Genomic DNA, 17787 nt, shown 5'->3' with positions numbered 1-17787 from the left:
GGGATTGAGTAGGCTCGAAGCGTGCTTTGGACTGTTTTCCTCCTGGCGGCCGCCGCCGGCCTGCTCGTCGTGGTCCTGTTCGCGGTGCGGACGGGGGCGCGGCTGCGCGGGTTCGGGGCCGAACTCGAGCTGGCCCGCGCCGAGCTCGAGCCGCGGGTCGACGCGCTGCGCGCGGCGACGGAGCGGGCCCGGAACACACCTGGAGCGGAAGCCGCCCGACCCGGGCGTACCATCATTGGCGCAGGCGGCGCCGCACAGAGAGGCTGAAAAGACATGGGTATCGGACCCCGCGAGATTCTCATCCTGCTGGTGATCGCGCTCCTGTTGTTCGGGGCGAAGAAGCTCCCGGAGCTGGCGCGCTCCATGGGGCGCAGCGCGCGCATCCTCAGGGCCGAGGCCAAGGGCCTGAACAACGACGACGACGACGCGCAGCAGCAGAACCAGGACCGGGCGAACCAGCCCGGCGCCCAGCCCGAGCAGCAGAACCAGCCCCAGTCGTACGGGACCGCGCCCCAGTCCGGCGCCGCCGGCTACCCGCAGCTGCCCCCCGGCCAGCGGATCGTGGACGCCTCCGCCGAGTCCGCGCAGCAGCGTCCCTACGGTTCCTAGAACGCGGCCCGGAAGCCCTTCCAGGCCGTGTCCCGGTCCTGACCCCGCCAACGCGGAGCGGACCGTTCCGGGCCGGGAGGGGCGCGGGACCATCGGCAGTGACCACCGAGTCGGAGAGTAAGCACACCAATGCGGGCGAGGCGACAGCGGCCGAAGGCGGACCCCGAGGGGCGCATGCCGCTGATGGAGCATCTGCGCGAGCTGCGCAACAGGGTCGTCAAGGCGCTGATATTCATCGCTGTCGGCGTCGTCGCGGGCTTCGTCGTCTTCGACCCGGTCTGGGACTTCCTGCAGCGGCCCTACTGCGCGCTGCCGCCCGAGGCGCGCGGCGCCGACGACGACACGTGCAGCCTGGTCTTCACCGGCATCTTCGACGCGTTCTTCCTGCGCTTCAAGGTCGCCGTCATCGTCGGCATCCTGCTCTCCTGCCCGTTCTGGCTGTACCAGCTGTGGGCGTTCGTCGCCCCGGCGCTGCGCGGCAAGGAGAAGCGCTACACCTACCTGTTCGTGGCGTTCGCGGTCCCGCTGTTCCTGTCCGGTTCGGCGCTGGCCTACTTCATCACGCAGAAGGGCATGGAGATCATGTTCGGCTTCTCCCCCGAGGGGGCGGTGCCGCTGATCACCATCGACAACTACCTCGGCTACATCATCATGATGCTGGTGGTGTTCGGCGCGGCGTTCGTGCTGCCCCTCATCGTGGTGCTGCTGAACTTCCTGGGCGTGCTGCCGCACCGCGCCATCGCCAAGTGGCGGCGGATGATCATCTTCCTGGCGTTCGTGTTCGCCTCGGTCGCCACCCCCGGCGGCGACCCGTTCACCATGCTGGCCCTGGGCGTCCCGGTGGTCGTGCTGTTCGAGATCGCCGAGCTGATCGCCTTTGTCAACGACCGGCGCAAGCCCCAGGACCCGATGGCCGAGCTCTCGGACGACGAGACCTCCTCGTTGGACGACGCGGACATTGAGACCGGGGCGGCTCCGAACCGCTAAGGTCGCAGCGGGGCACCGGAGGCGCGCCCCGGACCCAGGTCAGCGACGGCGCGGCAGGAGGGAAGATCGTGAGCGAGCAGACACCCGACGACAGGACCGGACGCGAACTGCCCCCCGAGGCGCGGGGCAACGAGAAGTGGCATGACACGACCCACGCGGTGTGGATGCGCTCCTCGCTGTCGAGTGAGGATTCCGACGCCATCGTCGAGGTGGCCAAGTTCGACGACGGGTTTCGCGCGGTGCGCGACGGCAAGAACCCCGACAAGGGGATCCTGTTCTTCACCCCCGCGGAGTGGGAGGCGTTCGTGCTGGGCGCCAAGGACGGCGAGTTCGACATCCCGGAGGAGTACCTGACTCCCGAGGAGATCGCCATCCAGCGCGGCGAGGTTCCGGTGAAGGCCGTGCCCTCGCCGCTCAACGGCGGGAGTGCCGCGGCCGGGTAGGGGACGGGGGGTCGGCGCGCCCGGTGCGGTGTCCACGGACACGTTCGCCGGGGCGCCGCCGAAACCGGGTGGGCGGCACCGGGCGGAACCGCCTAGTCTTGACGGATATGAGCACCCACGCCGCCCGCTATGCCGAGTTCCGCAGGCGCCAGCAGGAGTCCAGCACCGCCATCGAGGACTTCCGGGCCCTGTACGGATTCGAGTTCGACGACTTCCAGGTCCGGGCCTGCAAGGCGCTGGAGACCGGACACGGAGTGTTGGTGGCCGCGCCCACCGGGTCGGGCAAGACCGTGGTGGGGGAGTTCGCCGTCCACCTCGCGCTGCGCGACGGGTACAAGTGCTTCTACACCACCCCCATCAAGGCGCTCTCCAACCAGAAGTACAACGACCTGGTGCGCCGCTACGGCGCCCGGAACGTCGGCCTGCTCACCGGCGACAACAGCATCAACGGCGAGGCCCCGGTGGTGGTGATGACCACCGAGGTGCTGCGCAACATGCTGTACGCGGGATCGAGCACCCTGTCGGGCCTGGCCTACGTGGTCATGGACGAGGTGCACTACCTCGCCGACCGCTTCCGCGGCGCGGTGTGGGAGGAGGTCATCATCCACCTGCCGGAGTCGGTGCGGATGGTGGCCCTGAGCGCGACGGTGAGCAACGCCGAGGAGTTCGGGCAGTGGCTCCAGCAGGTGCGCGGCGACACCTCGGTGATCGTCGACGAGAACCGCCCCGTCCCGTTGTGGCAGCACGTGATGGCCGGGGTCCGCGTCCACGACCTGTTCGTGGAGGGGGTGGAGGACGACGGCGGGCCCGACGGCGAGCGCGGCGGCCGCGGCGCCCGCAAGCGCCGCCGCGAGCGTTCGGGCGCGCCCCAGCGCGCGACCGAGATCGAGGTCAACGGCGAGCGCCTGTACGTCAACCCCCGGCTCGTCCGACTGGCCGAGGAGGACGCCCGCGTCACCCAGATGGCGTACCGGCGCGGGGCGCCCCAGTCCCGCGCGCGCGGCGGCGCGCCCCGGCCGCGCAGCAAGTTCGCGCCGCCCAGCCGGGTGCAGATCGTCGAGGAACTCGACCGCGAGGGGCTGCTGCCCGCCATCACCTTCATCTTCAGCCGGGCGGGCTGCGACGACGCGGTGCGCCAGTGCGTCTCGTCGGGCCTGACCCTGACCACCCCGGCCGAGGCCGGGCAGATCCGCGAGTACGCCGAGCGCCAGTGCGCCGACATCCCGAGGGCCGACCTGGCGGTGCTCGGCTACGCGGAGTGGATCCGCGCGCTGGAGCGGGGTGTCGCGGCCCACCACGCGGGGCTGCTGCCCACCTTCAAGGAGGTCGTGGAGACGCTGTTCTCGCGCGGCCTGATCCGCGCGGTGTTCGCCACCGAGACCCTGGCGCTGGGCATCAACATGCCCGCGCGCACCGTCGTGATCGAGAAGCTCGACAAGTGGAACGGCGAGACCCACGCGCCCCTCACCCCGGGCGAGTACACCCAGCTGACCGGGCGCGCGGGGCGGCGCGGCATCGACGTCGAGGGGCACGCGGTCGTGGTGTGGCAGCCCGGCACCGACCCCGAGGCGGTCGCGGGCCTGGCCGGGACCCGCACCTACCCGCTCAACTCCAGCTTCCGGCCCTCCTACAACATGGCCGTCAACCTGGTCGCCCAGGTGGGCCGGGACCGCGGCCGGGCCATGCTGGAGTCCTCCTTCGCCCAGTTCCAGGCCGACCGCGCCGTGGTGGGCCTGGTGCGCAAGCTGCGCAAGCACGAGGAGGCCCTGGAGGGCTACGCCAAGGCGGCGGAGGACCCGCGCGGGGACTTCATGGAGTACGCCGCGATGCGCCGGCGCCTGAGCGATCTGGAGTCGGAGGCCCAGCGCAACAAGGGGGCGGCGCGCCGCAAGGAGGCCGTGCGCAGCCTGCACGCGCTCAGACCCGGCGACATCATCCGGATCCCGGCGGGGCGGCACTCGGGGTACGCCGTCGTGCTGGACCCCGGCCTGGACAAGGGGCCCGCGCCCGCGCCGCTGGTGCTCACGGTGAGCCGCCAGGTCAAACGGGTCAACGCCACCGACTTCCCGGTGCCGGTGGAGCCGTCGGGGCGCATGCGCGTGCCCAAGGCCTTCTCGGCGAGGTCGGCGCAGTCGCGCCGCGACCTCGCCTCGGCGCTGCGCGCCAAGCTCGACGTGCTGCCGCCCGCCCCGGTCCGGCAGCACACCCGCGGGGGAACGGGGGAGGACCCCGAGATCGCCGACCTGCGCGCGCGGCTGCGCGAGCACCCCTGCCACGGCAGCGAGGGCCGGGAGGACCGCGCGCGCTGGGCCGAGCGCCACTTCCGGCTCAAGAAGGAGACCGACGAGCTGGAGCGGCGCATCCAGGGCCGCGCGCACGTCATCGCCCGCACCTTCGACCGGGTGTGCGGGGTCCTGGACGAGCTGGACTACCTCGACGGCGACACCGTCACCGAGGAGGGGCGCCTGCTCGGCAAGATCTACTCGGAACTGGACCTGCTGGCGGCCGAGGCGCTGCGCAGGGGGCTGTGGGATCAGCTGACCCCAGTGGAGCTGGCCGCGTGCGTGTCCGCGCTGGTGTACGAGTCGCGCCGCTCGGACGACGCCTTCCCCCGGGTCCCGCCGGGCGCGGTCGAGGAGACGCTGAACGAGATGGCGCGGCTGTGGGGCGAGCTGCACGAGACCGAGCACCGGCACCGGGTGTCGTTCCTGCGCGAACCGGACCTGGGCTTCGTGTGGATCACCCACAGGTGGGCGCGCGGGGACCAGCTCGACCACATCCTGCACGAGGCGGGGATGCCCGCGGGCGACTTCGTGCGCGCCACCAAGCAGCTCATCGACATGCTCGGCCAGATCGCCCAGGCGGCGCCCCCGGACGGCGGGGTGCGCTCCAGCGCCCGCTCGGCCGCGGACGCGCTGCTGCGCGGCGTGGTCGCGTACTCGTCGGTGAGCTGAGGGCCGGTTCCGCCCCCGCTCGGGATGGTCTTGAGCCTTCCGCCCTTTCCGGCCCCGAAACGGGCGGAAGGCTCAAGACCATCGAGCAGGTTCCTGTCTGCGGACGCGGAACCGCCGCATGATGGCGTCGGGGTAGCCGCGCGGGTCGGGGACGGGTTCGCGGGCCCCCGGGGGCAGGTGCGGTTCGATCAGGTCCCACGCGTCGTCGGTGAGGTCACCACGTGCCATGGGCCTGGTCTGCCGGTTCGGGCGCCCGCCCGGGGGACGGGCGCCCGAATCGTGGTCAAAAACCTCGAACAGGCCTAGTAGACCAGCGGGGTGAGCTGGGGGGAGTTGAAGGTGCCGCCGGCGTGGAAGTCGACGCTCCGGCCGCCGGGGAGGTAGTACAGGGTGGTGTTGAAGGACAAGCCGCCGGAGTTGAACTTGGTGGCGTGGATGTAGTAGCTCTCGCCGCCGTTGGTGCTGACGCTGGTGCACTGGCCGGGGTTGATGGTGTAGGTGGAGAACCCGCCGCGGTCGGGGAAGACGGCGGAGGCGGAGTAGTCGGACGCGGTGTTGCAGAGCCGGAAGGTTCCCGCGGCCGACGCGGGGGCGGCGGCGGCCAGCGAGACGCCGAGGGAGATCAGGACGCCGACCGCGAGGGAGATCGCGATGGCCCTGAGCCGGGAGAACGTGCGCATGGGGTTCCGTTCTGTCGCGGTGCGGATCCGGCGGGCGCGGGCGCGGACGGGCCGTCGCACGCGCCCCGGTCGGCACCGGGGTTCCTCGTGAAGTGTGACGCACCGAAGCCAACCACATTTACTCCGTTATTTCCAGGCTTTGTTTTTGCTTCCATGGTGGTTTGGTTGGCGTCAATTGGCAGTGGTTGTGCTTGAAGTGCGCGTTGATGATCGGCGCGGCCCGGGCGGGAGCAGACCCGGCGCGAGGCGGCCGCACAGCCGGACAGACCGGAGGCCGAACCGAACCGGATCACCGCGATCGGCGCTTTCCACGCCCGGGCCGCCGGGCCGCCGGTCTCAGGCGTCCCGGCGGGACAGCGCCGTCCAGGCCGCGCCCAGCAGCAGCACGGTCCAGGCCGACAGCACCGCCCCCGCCGCGACCGGGGGCAGGGGGGAGGCCGCGCCCGGAGCCGTGAGACCCGCCAGGCTGTGCAGCGCCTCCCCCGGCAGGCAGGCCAGGAGCACGCCCCGCCAGGAGACCGGTCCCCAGGACACGAGCGTGGGCAGGGCCAGCAGGGACAGCGCGCCGACCACCCCGCCGGTGGTGCTCCGGGCGACCACGGCCAGGGAGGTGGCGGCCAGCGAGTAGAACGGCGCCATCAGGGCGGCGCCGGCCACCGCCCGCACCACCTGCGGATCACCCGGCGCCGCCACCGGCAGGCCCGACGAGAACAGGACGAACTGTCCGGTCGCGAACGCCGCCAGCGCGGAGAGCGCCCCCAGGCCCAGTGTCGCCGCGCCCACCGCCGCGGCCCGGCCCAGCAGGAACCGGCCGCGTCGCGGCGTCGCGGCCAGCGTGCCGCGGATCATCCCGGTCGCGTACTCGGAGCCCGCCGAGGCGGCGCTCGCCGCCAGCAGGACCACGGCCGCGGCGTCCGCGCCCAGCAGGCTGGTGGTCACCACGTCGAACGCCGGCCGGTCGGCCGGGCCGACCCCGGTGGTGGCCGCCATGGTCACGCAGAACACCGCCGCGGCGGCCGCGGCCACCACCGGCGCGGCCGCCATCGCGGTCCGGGTCGAGCGCAGTGTCCACAGCTTGGCCCACTCCGCGGCCGACGCGGCGGTCGCGCCCGGCGCGGGCGCGCCCCCGGTTGTCGTCGTGGTCGTCATCGGTCTCCTCCGGTGCTTTCCGCCGCGGGCCGTCCGGCGTCCGCGGCGCTTCCGGCCGCCGCGCGGGCGCGGCGGCCGTCCCCGCCCCGGGTGAGGTCCATGAAGGCGTCCTCCAGCCGGGGGCGGTGCGTGGTCAGTTCGTGCAGCGCGATTCCGCGCCGGGCCGCGGCCTCGCCGACGGCGGCGGCGTCCAGACCGGTCACGGTGAGCCCGCCCCGCCCGTCCGCCCGCGCGCTCCCCGGCGGGAGCGCCGCCAGCAGCTCCGCCCAGCGCGGCGCGACCACGGTGACGCCGGCTCCTGCCGCCCGCCGGGTCAGCTCGGCCACGCCGATGTCGGCGACGAGCCGACCGGAGCCGATCACCAGGACGTGCCCGGCGGTGGCCTCCATCTCGTTCATCAGGTGGCTGGAGACGAAGACGGTGCGCCCCTGGGCGGCAAGGCCTCCCAGCAGCGAGCGGAGCCACACGATCCCCTCGGGGTCCAGGCCGTTCAGCGGCTCGTCCAGCATGACCACGCCGGGGTCTCCCAGCAGGCTCGCGGCGATGCCCAGGCGCTGGCGCATCCCGAGCGAGAACTCCGCGACCCGGCGGTGCGCCGCCTCCGACAGGCCGACCAGGTCCAGCACCTCCTCCACCCGCGCGCGCCCGACGCCGCCCGCGCGGGCCAGCCAGGCCAGGTGGGCCCGCGCGCCGCGTCCGGGGTGCAGCGCTCCCGGGTCGAGCAGCGCGCCCACCTCCCGCATCGGCGCGGTGAGCCGGGCGTAGGGAACGCCGTTGACCAGCGCGGAGCCCGAGGCAGGGGCGTCCAGGCCCAGGATCATCCGCATGGTGGTGGACTTGCCCGCCCCGTTCGGCCCGAGGAAGCCGGTCACACGCCCGGGAGCCACCGTGAACGTGAGGTCGTCGACGACCACGCGTCCTCCGTAGCGCTTGGTCAGGCCCCGCACTTCGATCATCACCCGCACCCCTCGTCTTGTCCGGCGGTCGATGACTCCACCGTGCCCCCGGACCAGGCCGGGTGCCCGGTGCCGCTGTCACGACACGGCCATGACCGCTGTCACGGGTACGGGGCGCGGGTGTTCCCTACGCTGGGACGCGTGCGCACGAGTACCGAGACGGGCCCGACCCCGCCCACACCGCGCGGCCGGGCGCTGTCCCTGTCCCTGGCCCTCACGTTCTGCCTGTTCACGCTGCCGCAGTGGGTCGACGCGGTCGGGGCGGTCCAGGACGGGGACACCCGGGCGGTGGTGGCGGGCACGGCCGTGCTCTACGCGCTCGTGTGCGTGGCGGCGGTCCCGCTGGCCGGCGGCGCGCGGTACCCGGTGCGCGCGGCGGTCTGCCTGGTCGCGCTGGCCCTGGGCGGGGCGCTGGTCGTCCGCCTGGGGCCGGACGCCTCGTGGGTGGCGCTGTTCGCGCTGGCGGTGAGCGCGGTCCTGCTCCCGGTGCGCTCGGTCGCGCTGCTGACCGTGCCGGCGGCCGCCGCGCCGCTGCTGTGGGCGCTGGTCCGGGGCGACGCCGGCGGGCAGTTCTCCAACCTGGTGCTCCTCGTCTCGTCCACGGCCGCGGTGGCGCTGCTGCGCGTCGCGCTGGACGCCAACGCCGAGCTGCGCGCGGCCCGCGGCGAGATCGCCGTGCTGGCGACCGCGCGCGAGCGCGAACGGGTGGCCCGGGACCTGCACGACATCCTCGGCCACAGCCTCACCGCCATCACGCTCAAGGCCGGGGTGGCGCGGCGGGTGCTGGAGACCTCGGGGGACACCGGGCGCGCCGCGGGGGAGATCGCGGACCTGGAGGCGCTGGCCCGCGCGGCGCTGGCGGACGTGCGCGCCACGGTCTCGGGCTACCGCACGGTGACGCTCGCCGGAGAGCTCGCGGCCGGGGCCTCGGCGCTGGCCGCCGCGGGCATCGCCGCGGACCTCCCCGGCGCCGTGGACGACGTCGACCCCGCCCTGCGCGGGGTGTTCGGATACGTCGTGCGCGAGGCCGTCACCAACGCGGTGCGGCATTCGGCGGCGGGTACGGTGCGGGTGCGCCTGGGGCCCAGGTCGGTCGAGGTCGAGGACGACGGTCGGGCCGAGACCGGGGTGCGGCCCGGCAACGGGCTGCGCGGCCTGGCGGAGCGGATGCGCGAGGCGGGCGGGACCCTGGAGGTCCGGCCGCGCGGGGGCGGCGGGCTGCTGGTGCGCGCTCACGTTCCGGGGACGGGGGAGAAGCGGTGATCAGGGTTCTTGTCGCGGACGACCAGGCGCTGGTGCGCGGAGCGCTGGCGGCCATGCTCGACATGGAGGCGGACCTGGAGGTCGTGGCCCGGGCCGGGGACGGCGCCGAGGCGGTCGAGGCGGCGCGGCGCACCCGTCCCGACGTCGCGCTCGTCGACGTGCGGATGCCCGGCACGGACGGCCTGTCCGCGGCGGCGGGGCTGGTCCGCGCGGTGCCCGGGTGCCGGGTGCTGATGTGCACGACCTTCGGCCGCCCGGGGTACCTGGCGCGCGCCATGGCGGCGGGCGCCAGCGGGTTCGTGGTCAAGGACGCGTCCCCGGAGTACCTGGTCGACGCGGTGCGCCGGGTGCACCGGGGGCTGCGGGTGGTGGACCCGGGGCTGGCCGCCGAGTCGCTGGCGTACGGCGTGAGCCCGCTGACCGAACGGGAGGGTCAGGTCCTGGCCGCGGCCAGGGGCGGCGCGAGCGCGGCGGAGATCGCCGTCCGCCTGCACCTGGCGGAGGGGACGGTGCGCAACCACCTGTCCGCGGCCATCGGCAAGACGGGCGCGCGCAGCAGGCTGGAGGCGGTGGCGATCGCGGAGGACCGGGGCTGGCTGTGAGGGCCGGGCCTCCCGGAGCGCCGGGCGGCGGCAGGAGGCCGGCGCCCTTACGATCTACATCGTAAGGGCGCCGGTCCGGATCACCGCTCCGAGCCGGTCCTCAGCCACACCGCCGCGTCGCCGGGCAGCACCTCCCCGGTCAGGTTCACACTGGCCAGGATCACCTCTCCCCGCGGCAGCGGGACCGGGGCCGGGCCGGTGTTCACCAGCACCAGGACGTCCCCGCCGCGACGGAAGGCCAGCACGTCCCCGGTGTTGAACGCGTCCTCCCAGGCGAAGGAGTGATCCGCGGAGAACGCGCGCCGCTCGCGCAGCGCGGCCCGGTACAGCTCCAGGGACGACGCGGGGTCGCCCGTCTGCGCCCGCACCGACAGGGAGCCCCAGTCGTCCGGCTGCGGCAGCCAGCCCGGTCCCGGGCCGAAACCGAAGGACGGGCCCTCCGGCTCCCACGGGATCGGCACCCGGCAGCCGTCCCGGCCCTTGACGGTGTGCCCGGTCCGCTCCCAGGTGGGATCCCGGAGCACCTCGGCGGGCAGGTCGGAGACCTCGGGCAGGCCGAGCTCCTCGCCCTGGTAGACGTAGGTCGAGCCGGGCAGCGCCAGCTCCAGCAGCGCCGCCGCGCGGGCCCGGCGCCGGCCCAGGGCCGCGTCGGTGGGCGGGGCGGTCCCCCCGCTCATCAGCCAGTCGTTCAGGTCGGTTCCCAGGGGAAGCCCCAGCACCGACGCCGGGCGCACCACGTCGTGGTTGGACAGCACCCAGGTCGCCACGGTGCCCACGGCGGAGGCGTCGGCGATGCTCGTGGTGACGACCTGGCGGTAGGCGTCGGCGCTCCACGCGCAGCGCAGGAACTCGAAGTTGAACGCCTGGTGCAGCTCGTCGGAACGCAGGTAGAGGGCCAGCCGCTCGCTGGGCAGCCACGCCTCGGCGACGGCGATCCGGGGCGGGTCGAACTCGTCCAGGACGGTCCGCCACTCGCGGTAGATCTCGTGCACCTCGGGCCGGTCCCAGTGCGGGTGGTCGGGGTTGGCGCTGAAGTGGTCCACCCCGGCGGGGTCGAGGGTGGGCAGCACCTCGCGCAGCGGTTCGGACAGGTCCTTGACCAGCGCGTTGGCCACGTCGATGCGGAACCCGTCCACGCCGCGCCGGCACCAGAAGCGCAGGATGTCCGTGAACTCCGCGCGCACCCCGGGGTCGGCCCAGTTCAGGTCGGGCTGCTCGCGGGCGAACAGGTGCAGGTACCACTGGCCGTCGGGCACCCGCGTCCACGCGGGGCCGCCGAACATCGACTGCCAGCCGCTGGGCGGCAGCTCGCCGTCGTCGCCCGCGCCCTCCCGGAAGACGTACCGGTCACGCTCGGGGGAGCCGGGGGCCGCGGCCAGGGCCTGCCGGAACCACTCGTGCTGGTCGGAGGTGTGGTTCGGGACGATGTCCACGATGACCCGGATGCCGTTCCCGTGCGCGGCGGCCACCAGCGCGTCGAAGTCCTCCAGGGTTCCCAGCCGCGGGTCCACCTGACGGAAGTCGGCGACGTCGTAGCCGCCGTCGGCCAACGGCGAGGGGTAGAACGGGGACAGCCAGACCGCGTCCACACCGAGTGCGGCCAGGTGGTGGATCCGCCGCGTGATGCCGGGGATGTCGCCGAGGCCGTCGCCGTCGGAGTCGGCGAAGCTGCGGGGGTAGACCTGGTAGATGACGGCGTCGCGCCACCAGTCGTGGCTCATCGTCCTCCTCGCTGCGGTCAGGGGCGTCCGGCCGGGGCGGCCGGCGCTTGAGGGTGCGTCCTCCCCTGGTCTCCCCCGCGGTGGTCCGCGCAATCTCCGAAGGACGGTTCCGCCGTGCCCGGCCGGTTCTCCCGCGCGGCGCCGCGCCGTCGCGGACCTGATGGACGAGGATGAGACCACGCGGGGGCTCACGGTCCCGGCCGAGCGCCCCCCGGACCGGCCGACCAGGCCGGAGGCACGGACAGGACCCTCCCGCGACGCCTGACGAGGAAACGGGGGGCACGTGCCGATGGCGCGGCGGACGCTGCTGGTGACCAACGACTTCCCGCCGCGCCGGGGCGGCATCGAGACGTTCTGCTACGAGCTCGCCGCCCGGATGGCCCAACAGGGCGAGGGCGTCGTCTACACCTCACGCTCGCCGGGAGACCGGGGGTTCGACGCGGGCCTGGACTTCCCGGTGATGCGCGACCGGGCCGCCACGCTGCTGCCGACCCGGCGGGTGACCGAGCGTGCCGCCACGCTGATGCGGGAGTACGGCTGCGACCGGGTGCTGTTCGGGGCCGCCGCGCCATTGGCCCTGGCGGCGCGGCGGCTGCGCCGCGCGGGCGCCGGTCGGATCGTGGCCATCACGCACGGGCACGAGGTCTGGTGGTCGCGGCTGCCCGGTTCGCGTGTGCTGCTGCGCCGCATCGGCGCGGACGTCGACGTACTCACGTACCTGGGCTCCTTCACCCGGTCCGAGCTGGAGCGCGCGGTCGCCCCCGCGGACCGGGGCAAGCTGGTCCGGTTCACGCCGGGGGTGGACCCCGCCCTCTTCCACCCGGGGGTGGACGGCTCGGCCGTACGCGGGCGCTACGGTCTGGGGGACGCGCCGGTGGTGCTGTGCGCGGCGCGGCTGGTGCCCCGTAAGGGGGTGGACGCGCTGGTTCGCGCCATGACCTGGGTGCGGATGCGGGTTCCCGGGGCGCGCCTGCTGGTGGTGGGCGACGGCCCCGACGGCAAGCGGCTGCGCGAGCTGGCGGAGTGGGCGGGGGTCGGTCGGGAGGTGGTGTTCGCGGGCGGGCACCCGCACGCCGAACTGCCCGCCTTCTTCGCCGCGGCCGACGTGTTCGCGATGCCCTCGCGCACCTGTCGGGCCGGGCTGGAGGCCGAAGGGCTGGGTATCGTCTACCTGGAGGCCGCCGCCACCGGGCTTCCGGTGGTCGTCGGCGATTCGGGCGGGGCCCCCGACACGGTGCGCCACGGCCGGACCGGGTTCGTCGTGGACGGCCGCGACCCCAAGGCGGTGGCCGGGCGCCTGAGCACCCTGCTCGCCGACCCCGCGCTGGCACGCGCGATGGGCGCGCGCGGCCGGGAGCGGGTGCTGGCGGAGTGGACCTGGGACTCCAGTGCCCGACGGCTGGCGGACCTGCTGGCCTGAGCGCCCGTCACTTCTCGGTGATCTTGACCTTTCCGGGGTCTCAACCGCCTCCGAGACCCCGGAAAGGTCAAGATCACCGAGAAGGACGGGCCGCCGCCGGAACCGGGGCCGGCCCTTCTGCGCTCGGGCCATCGAATACTAGGATGACCTAGTAAATCGCCGGAGCTCACGAGGCGGCGGCGATGAGTGAGGGGAGAACCCATGGCCGTAGACCGTATCCTTCCCACCGCAGAGGCGGCTGACCTGATGGAACTCGTCCGGGGGCTAGTGGACGGCGAACTGGTCGCCAGGGCGGCCGGGGACGAGGAGAAGGGGCGCTTCCCGCGCGAGGTGTTCGCCCTTCTGGGACGCTCGGGGCTGCTGGGACTGCCCTATCCCGGCGAGTACGGCGGCGGGGACCAGCCCTACGAGGTCTACCTCCAGGTCGTGGAGGAGCTGAGCCGGGGCTGGCTGGCGGTCGGACTGGGGCTGAGCGTGCACACCCTGTCCTGCTTCCCGGTCGCGGACTTCGGCACCCCCGGACAGCGCGCGGAGCTCCTGCCGTCGATGATCGGAGGGGAGCTGCTGGGGGCCTACTGCCTGTCCGAGGCCCATGCGGGATCGGACGCCGCGGCGCTGGCCACCCGGGCCGACGCGGTGGACGGCGGATACCGCCTGAACGGCGCGAAGTCCTGGATCACGCACGGCGGGGCCGCCGACTTCTACACCCTCTTCGCCCGCACCGGGGCGCCGGACTCGGGAGCCCGCGGCATCAGCTGCCTCCACGTCCCCGCGGGGACCGGGGGAGTGGGCGCGGACGCGCCCGAGCGGAAGATGGGCCTGCGGTCGTCCCCCACGGCGGTGGTCCGCTTCGAGGACGCCGTCGTCCCCGCCGCGAACCGGGTCGGCGACGAGGGCAGGGGCTTCGGCATCGCGCTGGCCGCGCTGGACTCGGGACGCCTGGGCATCGCCGCGTGCGCGGTGGGCGTCGCCCAGGCGGCACTGGACCTGGCGGTGGGACACTCCCGCGGGCGCCGGCAGTTCGGTCGTCCCATCGGCGACTTCCAGGGTGTTTCCTTCCTGCTGGCGGACATGGCCACGCAGGTCGCCGCCGCGCGGGAGCTGTACCTGGCCGCGGCCCGCCGCCGCGACGCGGGACGCCCCTTCGGCAGGCGGGCCGCGATGGCCAAGCTGTTCGCCACCGACGCCGCGATGCGGGTGACCACGGACGCCGTGCAGGTCCTGGGCGGCTGCGGCTACACCTCGGACTTCCCGGCCGAGCGCCTGATGCGCGAGGCCAAGGTCCTGCAGATCGTCGAGGGCACCAACCAGATCCAGCGCCTGGTCATCGGCCGCCACCTGGCCCGCGGCGACGAGTAGGCTCCGCACCAGGGGACCACCGGTGGAGACCGGTGGAGAAGCGAAAGGGAGGCGCCCCCGGGAACCCGGGGCGCCTCCCTTCTCCGCGTAGGGGAGGGGACTACACGGAGGCCTTCACGTTGGCCGGGTGGCCGATGGCCAGGCCGCTCTCGATGTCGAAGTAGTGCAGGCGGCGGGTGTCCACGGTCAGCGCGATCTCGTGGCCGGGGCGCACCGCGCTGCGCGGGTTCACGCGGGCGGTGAAGACCGACTGGTCGCCGCTCAGCGGGATCCCGGTCTCGTCCTCCTCGTCGCCCGCGGCGTCGGCGGCCAGCGCCGCGGTGGCCTCGTGCTGGACCGGCGGGGCGTCCACACCGAAGATCACGTTGATCTCGGTGCCGATCTCCTCGGTGACGTTCGCGACGATGTTCATCGTGCTGCCGTTGTGCGCGGCGAACTCGGCGTCGTCGAAGTCCGAGGGGCGGATGCCCAGGATGATCTCCTTGCCGAAGTAGTCGCGCAGGCCCGGGTGGTCCTGGACGCTCTCGGCGCCCACCTGGAGCGTGTGGTCCGCGAAGGACAGGACCGCGCCGTCGCCGTCACCGTCGATGCGGGCGGTGACGAAGTTCATGGCGGGCGAGCCGATGAACCCGGCGACGAACAGGTTGACCGGGTGGTCGAACAGGTTCTTGGGGGTGTCGACCTGCTGCAGCTGGCCGTCCTTGAGGACCGCGACGCGGTCGCCCAGGGTCATCGCCTCGATCTGGTCGTGCGTGACGTAGATGGTGGTCACGCCCAGGCGGTCGTGCAGCTGGTTCAGCGAGGCGCGCATCTGCACGCGCAGCTTGGCGTCCAGGTTGGACAGCGGCTCGTCCATGAGGAAGGCCTGCGGCTCGCGGACGATCGCGCGGCCCATCGCCACGCGCTGGCGCTGGCCACCGGACAGCGCGGCGGGCTTGCGCTTGAGGTAGGGCTCCAGGCCGAGCATGGCCGCGGCCTCCTTGACCCGGCGCTCGATCTCGGGCTTGGGGGTCTTGCGCAGCTTGAGGCCGAAGGCCAGGTTCTGCTCCACCGTCATGTGCGGGTAGAGCGCGTAGTTCTGGAAGACCATGGCGATGTCGCGGCTCTTGGGCGGAAGGTCGTTGACGACCCGGCCGCCGATGCTCAGGGTGCCGCCGCTGATCTCCTCGAGCCCCGCGATCATCCGCAGCGCGGTGGACTTTCCGCAGCCCGACGGGCCGACGAGCACCATGAACTCGCCGTCGGCGATCTCCAGGTTGAGCCCGTCCACGGCCTTGACGCCGCCCGTGTAGATCTTGTCGACGCCTTCGAGGACGATCTCGGCCATGGTTCAACAGCTCCTTCTCGGTCGACCGACGGTGATCGGTGTGCTGCTCGAAATCGAACACCAGGTCCGATCGTTCTGTCCATAGTTTCGCGCAGATTGATCGATTTTCTGATCGAAATGATCGTTTCTTTCGCTCTCTCGCCGGTTTCGGCGAGGCCCCACCTCGGTCGCGGCCCGACTGGCATCATCGGCACCGGTGCGTTAGCCTTGCAGGCGCCGTCTCCCGGACGCGGGTGTTCCATTTTCTGTTCCCGGGTCGTTTCCACATCGTCGCGATGACGAGGAGGGCCGACACGGAGCCGCGCGGAACGCGCGGGAACACCGAGTCTGGGTAGGCTGACGACCAGTCCAGCACTGGACGGACCGGTTGAGCGGTCCGGTTCTTCTCCCGTTGGACGTCGCGTCACGCACCAGATGCGGCGCACGTCGTGGGAAGGGCCGGGGTCCCGTGACCGGGCGGGGGGTTGGACCCGGAGAAGGCCCGAACATCCAGTAGACAACGGTCTCCGAGCTCGCCGCCTACGAGACGGATCCGGTCCGAAGGGTGTCCGGGCCTTTCTCCGCGTCCCCCCGATACCGCCTCGGGTGATCCTGCCCTAGGCTTCCTGGCGTGATGCTGCTTCTTCGAGTCCTGGCCGCAGCCGTCTCCGGACTGGCCCAACTGGCGGCCCTGCCGCCGTACGGGCTGTGGGCGCTGGCCCCCTTCAGCGCGGCCCTGCTCCTGGCGGCCGTGCACGGCGTGCGGGCCCGCCGTGCCGCTTGGCTCGGAGCCGTCGCGGGGGCCTCCCTCATGGTCCCGCTGGTCAAGTGGCAGGAGATCTTCGGCGTTGACGTGTGGCTCGTCATCGCCGCCGCCGAGACGGTCTACTACATCCCCATGGCCATGGGGATCGCGCTGGTCTCGCGGCTCCCCGGCTGGCCGGTGTGGACGGCCGCGCTGTGGGTCGCGCAGGAGTTCTGCCGGGCGCGCTTCCCACTCGGCGGCTTCCCCTGGGGCAAGTTGGCGTTCAGCCAGCCCGACACGGTCTTCTCCGGCTACGCCTCGCTCGGCTCAACCGCGCTGGTCACCTTCATGGTGGCCCTGACCGGCGCGCTCGTGGTCGCCATGGCCCACTCGGCGCGCGAGGCGATCCGGACCGGGCGGCCGCACCTCTTCGCCCGCCCGCTGGCCAACGCCCTGGCCCTGATCATGGCGGTCGTCGTCGGCGGCGTCCTGGCGCCCCGCCTGGCCACGCCCGAGGTGGACCACACCACCACCGTCGCCATCGTGCAGGGGAACGTGCCGGCCGCGGGCGAGATGGACATCCTGGGCAAGCGCGCGCAGATACTGCAGAACCACGTGGACGGCGTGCACGAGCTGGCCGGGCTGGTCCGCGAGGGCGAGGTCGCGCAACCGGACCTGGTGGTCCTGCCCGAGAACGCCAGCGACATCGACGCCTACGCCGACCCGATGGCGGCCGCGCTCATCTCGGACGCCGCCGAGGACATCGGCGTCCCCCTGATGTTCGGCATCACCCGGTACAGCGAGGACGCCACCGAGCGGGAGATCCGCAGCGTCGTGTGGGACCCCGAGACAGGCCCCGGTGACCACTACACCAAGCGCTACCTGGTGCCCTTCGGCGAGTACATACCCTTCCGTGCTGTGTTCTCCCCGGTGATCACCCGCCTGCAGCGGATCGGCAGCGACGCGGTGCCCGGCACCGAGCCCGGCGCGCTGGAGGTGAACGGAACGACCGTCGCCACTGTCATCTGCTTCGACGTGGCCTTCGACCGGCCGGTGCGCGAGTCGGTGGCCGCGGGCGGCCAGATCATCGCGGTGCCCACCAACAACGCCAACTACAACTTCACCGGCCAGTCCGAGCAGCAGCTGGCCATCACCCGGCTGCGCGCCGTGGAGCACGGCAGGCCCGCCCTGGTCGCCTCCACCAGCGGTATCAGCGCCGTCGTCACCCCCCAGGGGCGCGTCTCCTACCGCTCGCCCGAGGCCGAGGCCGCCGTGCACGTCGCCGAGGTCCCGGCGATGAGCGGGCTGACCCCGGCCACCCGGCTCGGCGTGCTGCCCGAGGCCGCGCTGACCCTGATGGGCCTGGGGGCCGTGGCGGTGGCGCTCGTGCGCGCGAGGCGGGTCCGGTCCGGGGCGGAGCCGGAAGCACCCGTCCTGGCCGGGCCGGGCGAGTAGCGGCTCTCTCGTGTCCTGGGGGTCCTGCTCGATGGTCGTGACGTCAGCGTCAAACCCCGGGGGGGAACGGCGACGGCACCCCCACCCGCACCAGGGGAGGGGGGGGGGGGGGGGGCCGCCCCAACGCGGGCGCGCGGG

Annotated in this window: 16 protein-coding genes; 10 read left to right on the top strand and 6 right to left on the bottom strand. The window is 73.3% G+C overall.

Annotation, left to right across the window (positions count from 1 at the left end):
- Positions 1 to 21: 21 nt before the first annotated feature.
- From EV190_RS21315 to EV190_RS21295, 5 genes are all read left to right on the top strand, one after another.
- Entirely contained in the window at positions 22 to 267 is a 246-nt protein-coding gene (locus EV190_RS21315) for a hypothetical protein (protein ID WP_133743383.1), read from the top strand.
- 6 nt (positions 268 to 273) lie between these two features.
- Entirely contained in the window at positions 274 to 609 is a 336-nt protein-coding gene (tatA, locus tag EV190_RS21310; protein ID WP_133743382.1) for a Sec-independent protein translocase subunit TatA, read from the top strand.
- Between the two features lie 174 nt (positions 610 to 783).
- Positions 784 to 1596 carry a twin-arginine translocase subunit TatC gene (gene tatC, locus EV190_RS21305; RefSeq protein ID WP_133743416.1) on the top strand — a complete coding sequence of 271 codons (813 nt, stop codon included), beginning with the start codon at positions 784 to 786 and terminating at the stop codon, positions 1594 to 1596.
- A gap of 68 nt (positions 1597 to 1664) precedes the next feature.
- Entirely contained in the window at positions 1665 to 2039 is a 375-nt protein-coding gene (locus EV190_RS21300) for a DUF397 domain-containing protein (protein ID WP_133743381.1), read from the top strand.
- Positions 2040 to 2146: 107 nt separating this feature from the next.
- Positions 2147 to 4993 carry a DEAD/DEAH box helicase gene (locus EV190_RS21295; RefSeq protein WP_133743380.1) on the top strand — a complete coding sequence of 949 codons (2847 nt, stop codon included), beginning with the start codon at positions 2147 to 2149 and terminating at the stop codon, positions 4991 to 4993.
- 72 nt (positions 4994 to 5065) lie between these two features.
- Here EV190_RS21295 and EV190_RS23575 read toward each other — a convergent pair whose 3' ends face one another.
- The 4 genes from EV190_RS23575 to EV190_RS21280 all read right to left on the bottom strand — a co-directional run bounded on the left by EV190_RS23575 (position 5066) and on the right by EV190_RS21280 (position 7778).
- The gene (locus tag EV190_RS23575; protein ID WP_166655524.1) at positions 5066 to 5221 is read right to left on the bottom strand and encodes a hypothetical protein; all 156 of its coding nucleotides are present in this window, start codon (positions 5219 to 5221) and stop codon (positions 5066 to 5068) included.
- Between the two features lie 74 nt (positions 5222 to 5295).
- Positions 5296 to 5673 carry a hypothetical protein gene (locus EV190_RS21290; RefSeq protein WP_133743379.1) on the bottom strand — a complete coding sequence of 126 codons (378 nt, stop codon included), beginning with the start codon at positions 5671 to 5673 and terminating at the stop codon, positions 5296 to 5298.
- 336 nt (positions 5674 to 6009) lie between these two features.
- A complete protein-coding gene (locus EV190_RS21285) occupies positions 6010 to 6822 on the bottom strand; it encodes an ABC transporter (protein ID WP_133743378.1) in 813 nt (270 codons plus the stop codon).
- Positions 6819 to 7778 (bottom strand): ABC transporter ATP-binding protein, encoded by a 960-nt coding sequence (locus EV190_RS21280; protein ID WP_133743377.1) that lies wholly within the window; start codon positions 7776 to 7778, stop codon positions 6819 to 6821. The genes EV190_RS21285 and EV190_RS21280 overlap by 4 nt, the downstream gene beginning before the upstream one ends.
- Positions 7779 to 7919: 141 nt before the next feature.
- On the opposite strand from EV190_RS21280, the gene EV190_RS21275 reads away from it, so the two are divergent.
- Entirely contained in the window at positions 7920 to 9041 is a 1122-nt protein-coding gene (locus tag EV190_RS21275; RefSeq protein ID WP_208113278.1) for a sensor histidine kinase, read from the top strand.
- Positions 9038 to 9643 (top strand): response regulator transcription factor, encoded by a 606-nt coding sequence (locus EV190_RS21270; protein WP_133743376.1) that lies wholly within the window; start codon positions 9038 to 9040, stop codon positions 9641 to 9643. The genes EV190_RS21275 and EV190_RS21270 overlap by 4 nt, the downstream gene beginning before the upstream one ends.
- Positions 9644 to 9723: 80 nt before the next feature.
- On the opposite strand, the gene EV190_RS21265 is transcribed toward EV190_RS21270, so the two are convergent.
- Complete coding sequence (locus tag EV190_RS21265; RefSeq protein WP_133743375.1) at positions 9724 to 11364, bottom strand: glycoside hydrolase family 13 protein; 1641 nt, start codon at positions 11362 to 11364, stop codon at positions 9724 to 9726.
- A gap of 289 nt (positions 11365 to 11653) precedes the next feature.
- Between EV190_RS21265 and EV190_RS21260 the strand changes: the two genes are divergently transcribed.
- Both EV190_RS21260 and EV190_RS21255 read left to right on the top strand, forming a co-directional pair.
- A complete protein-coding gene (locus EV190_RS21260) occupies positions 11654 to 12784 on the top strand; it encodes a glycosyltransferase family 4 protein (protein ID WP_133743414.1) in 1131 nt (376 codons plus the stop codon).
- Positions 12785 to 12985: 201 nt separating this feature from the next.
- A complete protein-coding gene (locus EV190_RS21255) occupies positions 12986 to 14143 on the top strand; it encodes an acyl-CoA dehydrogenase family protein (protein ID WP_133743374.1) in 1158 nt (385 codons plus the stop codon).
- Positions 14144 to 14243: 100 nt separating this feature from the next.
- On the opposite strand, the gene EV190_RS21250 is transcribed toward EV190_RS21255, so the two are convergent.
- A complete protein-coding gene (locus EV190_RS21250; protein ID WP_133743373.1) occupies positions 14244 to 15470 on the bottom strand; it encodes an ABC transporter ATP-binding protein in 1227 nt (408 codons plus the stop codon).
- A gap of 613 nt (positions 15471 to 16083) precedes the next feature.
- Between EV190_RS21250 and lnt the strand changes: the two genes are divergently transcribed.
- Entirely contained in the window at positions 16084 to 17649 is a 1566-nt protein-coding gene (gene lnt, locus EV190_RS21245) for an apolipoprotein N-acyltransferase (protein WP_166655523.1), read from the top strand.
- Positions 17650 to 17787: the final 138 nt, after the last annotated feature.

Origin of the sequence: Actinorugispora endophytica (assembly GCF_004363075.1) — a bacterium.
Lineage (GTDB): Bacteria > Actinomycetota > Actinomycetes > Streptosporangiales > Streptosporangiaceae > Actinorugispora > Actinorugispora endophytica.
This window is presented reverse-complemented; position numbering and strand designations above follow the sequence as displayed.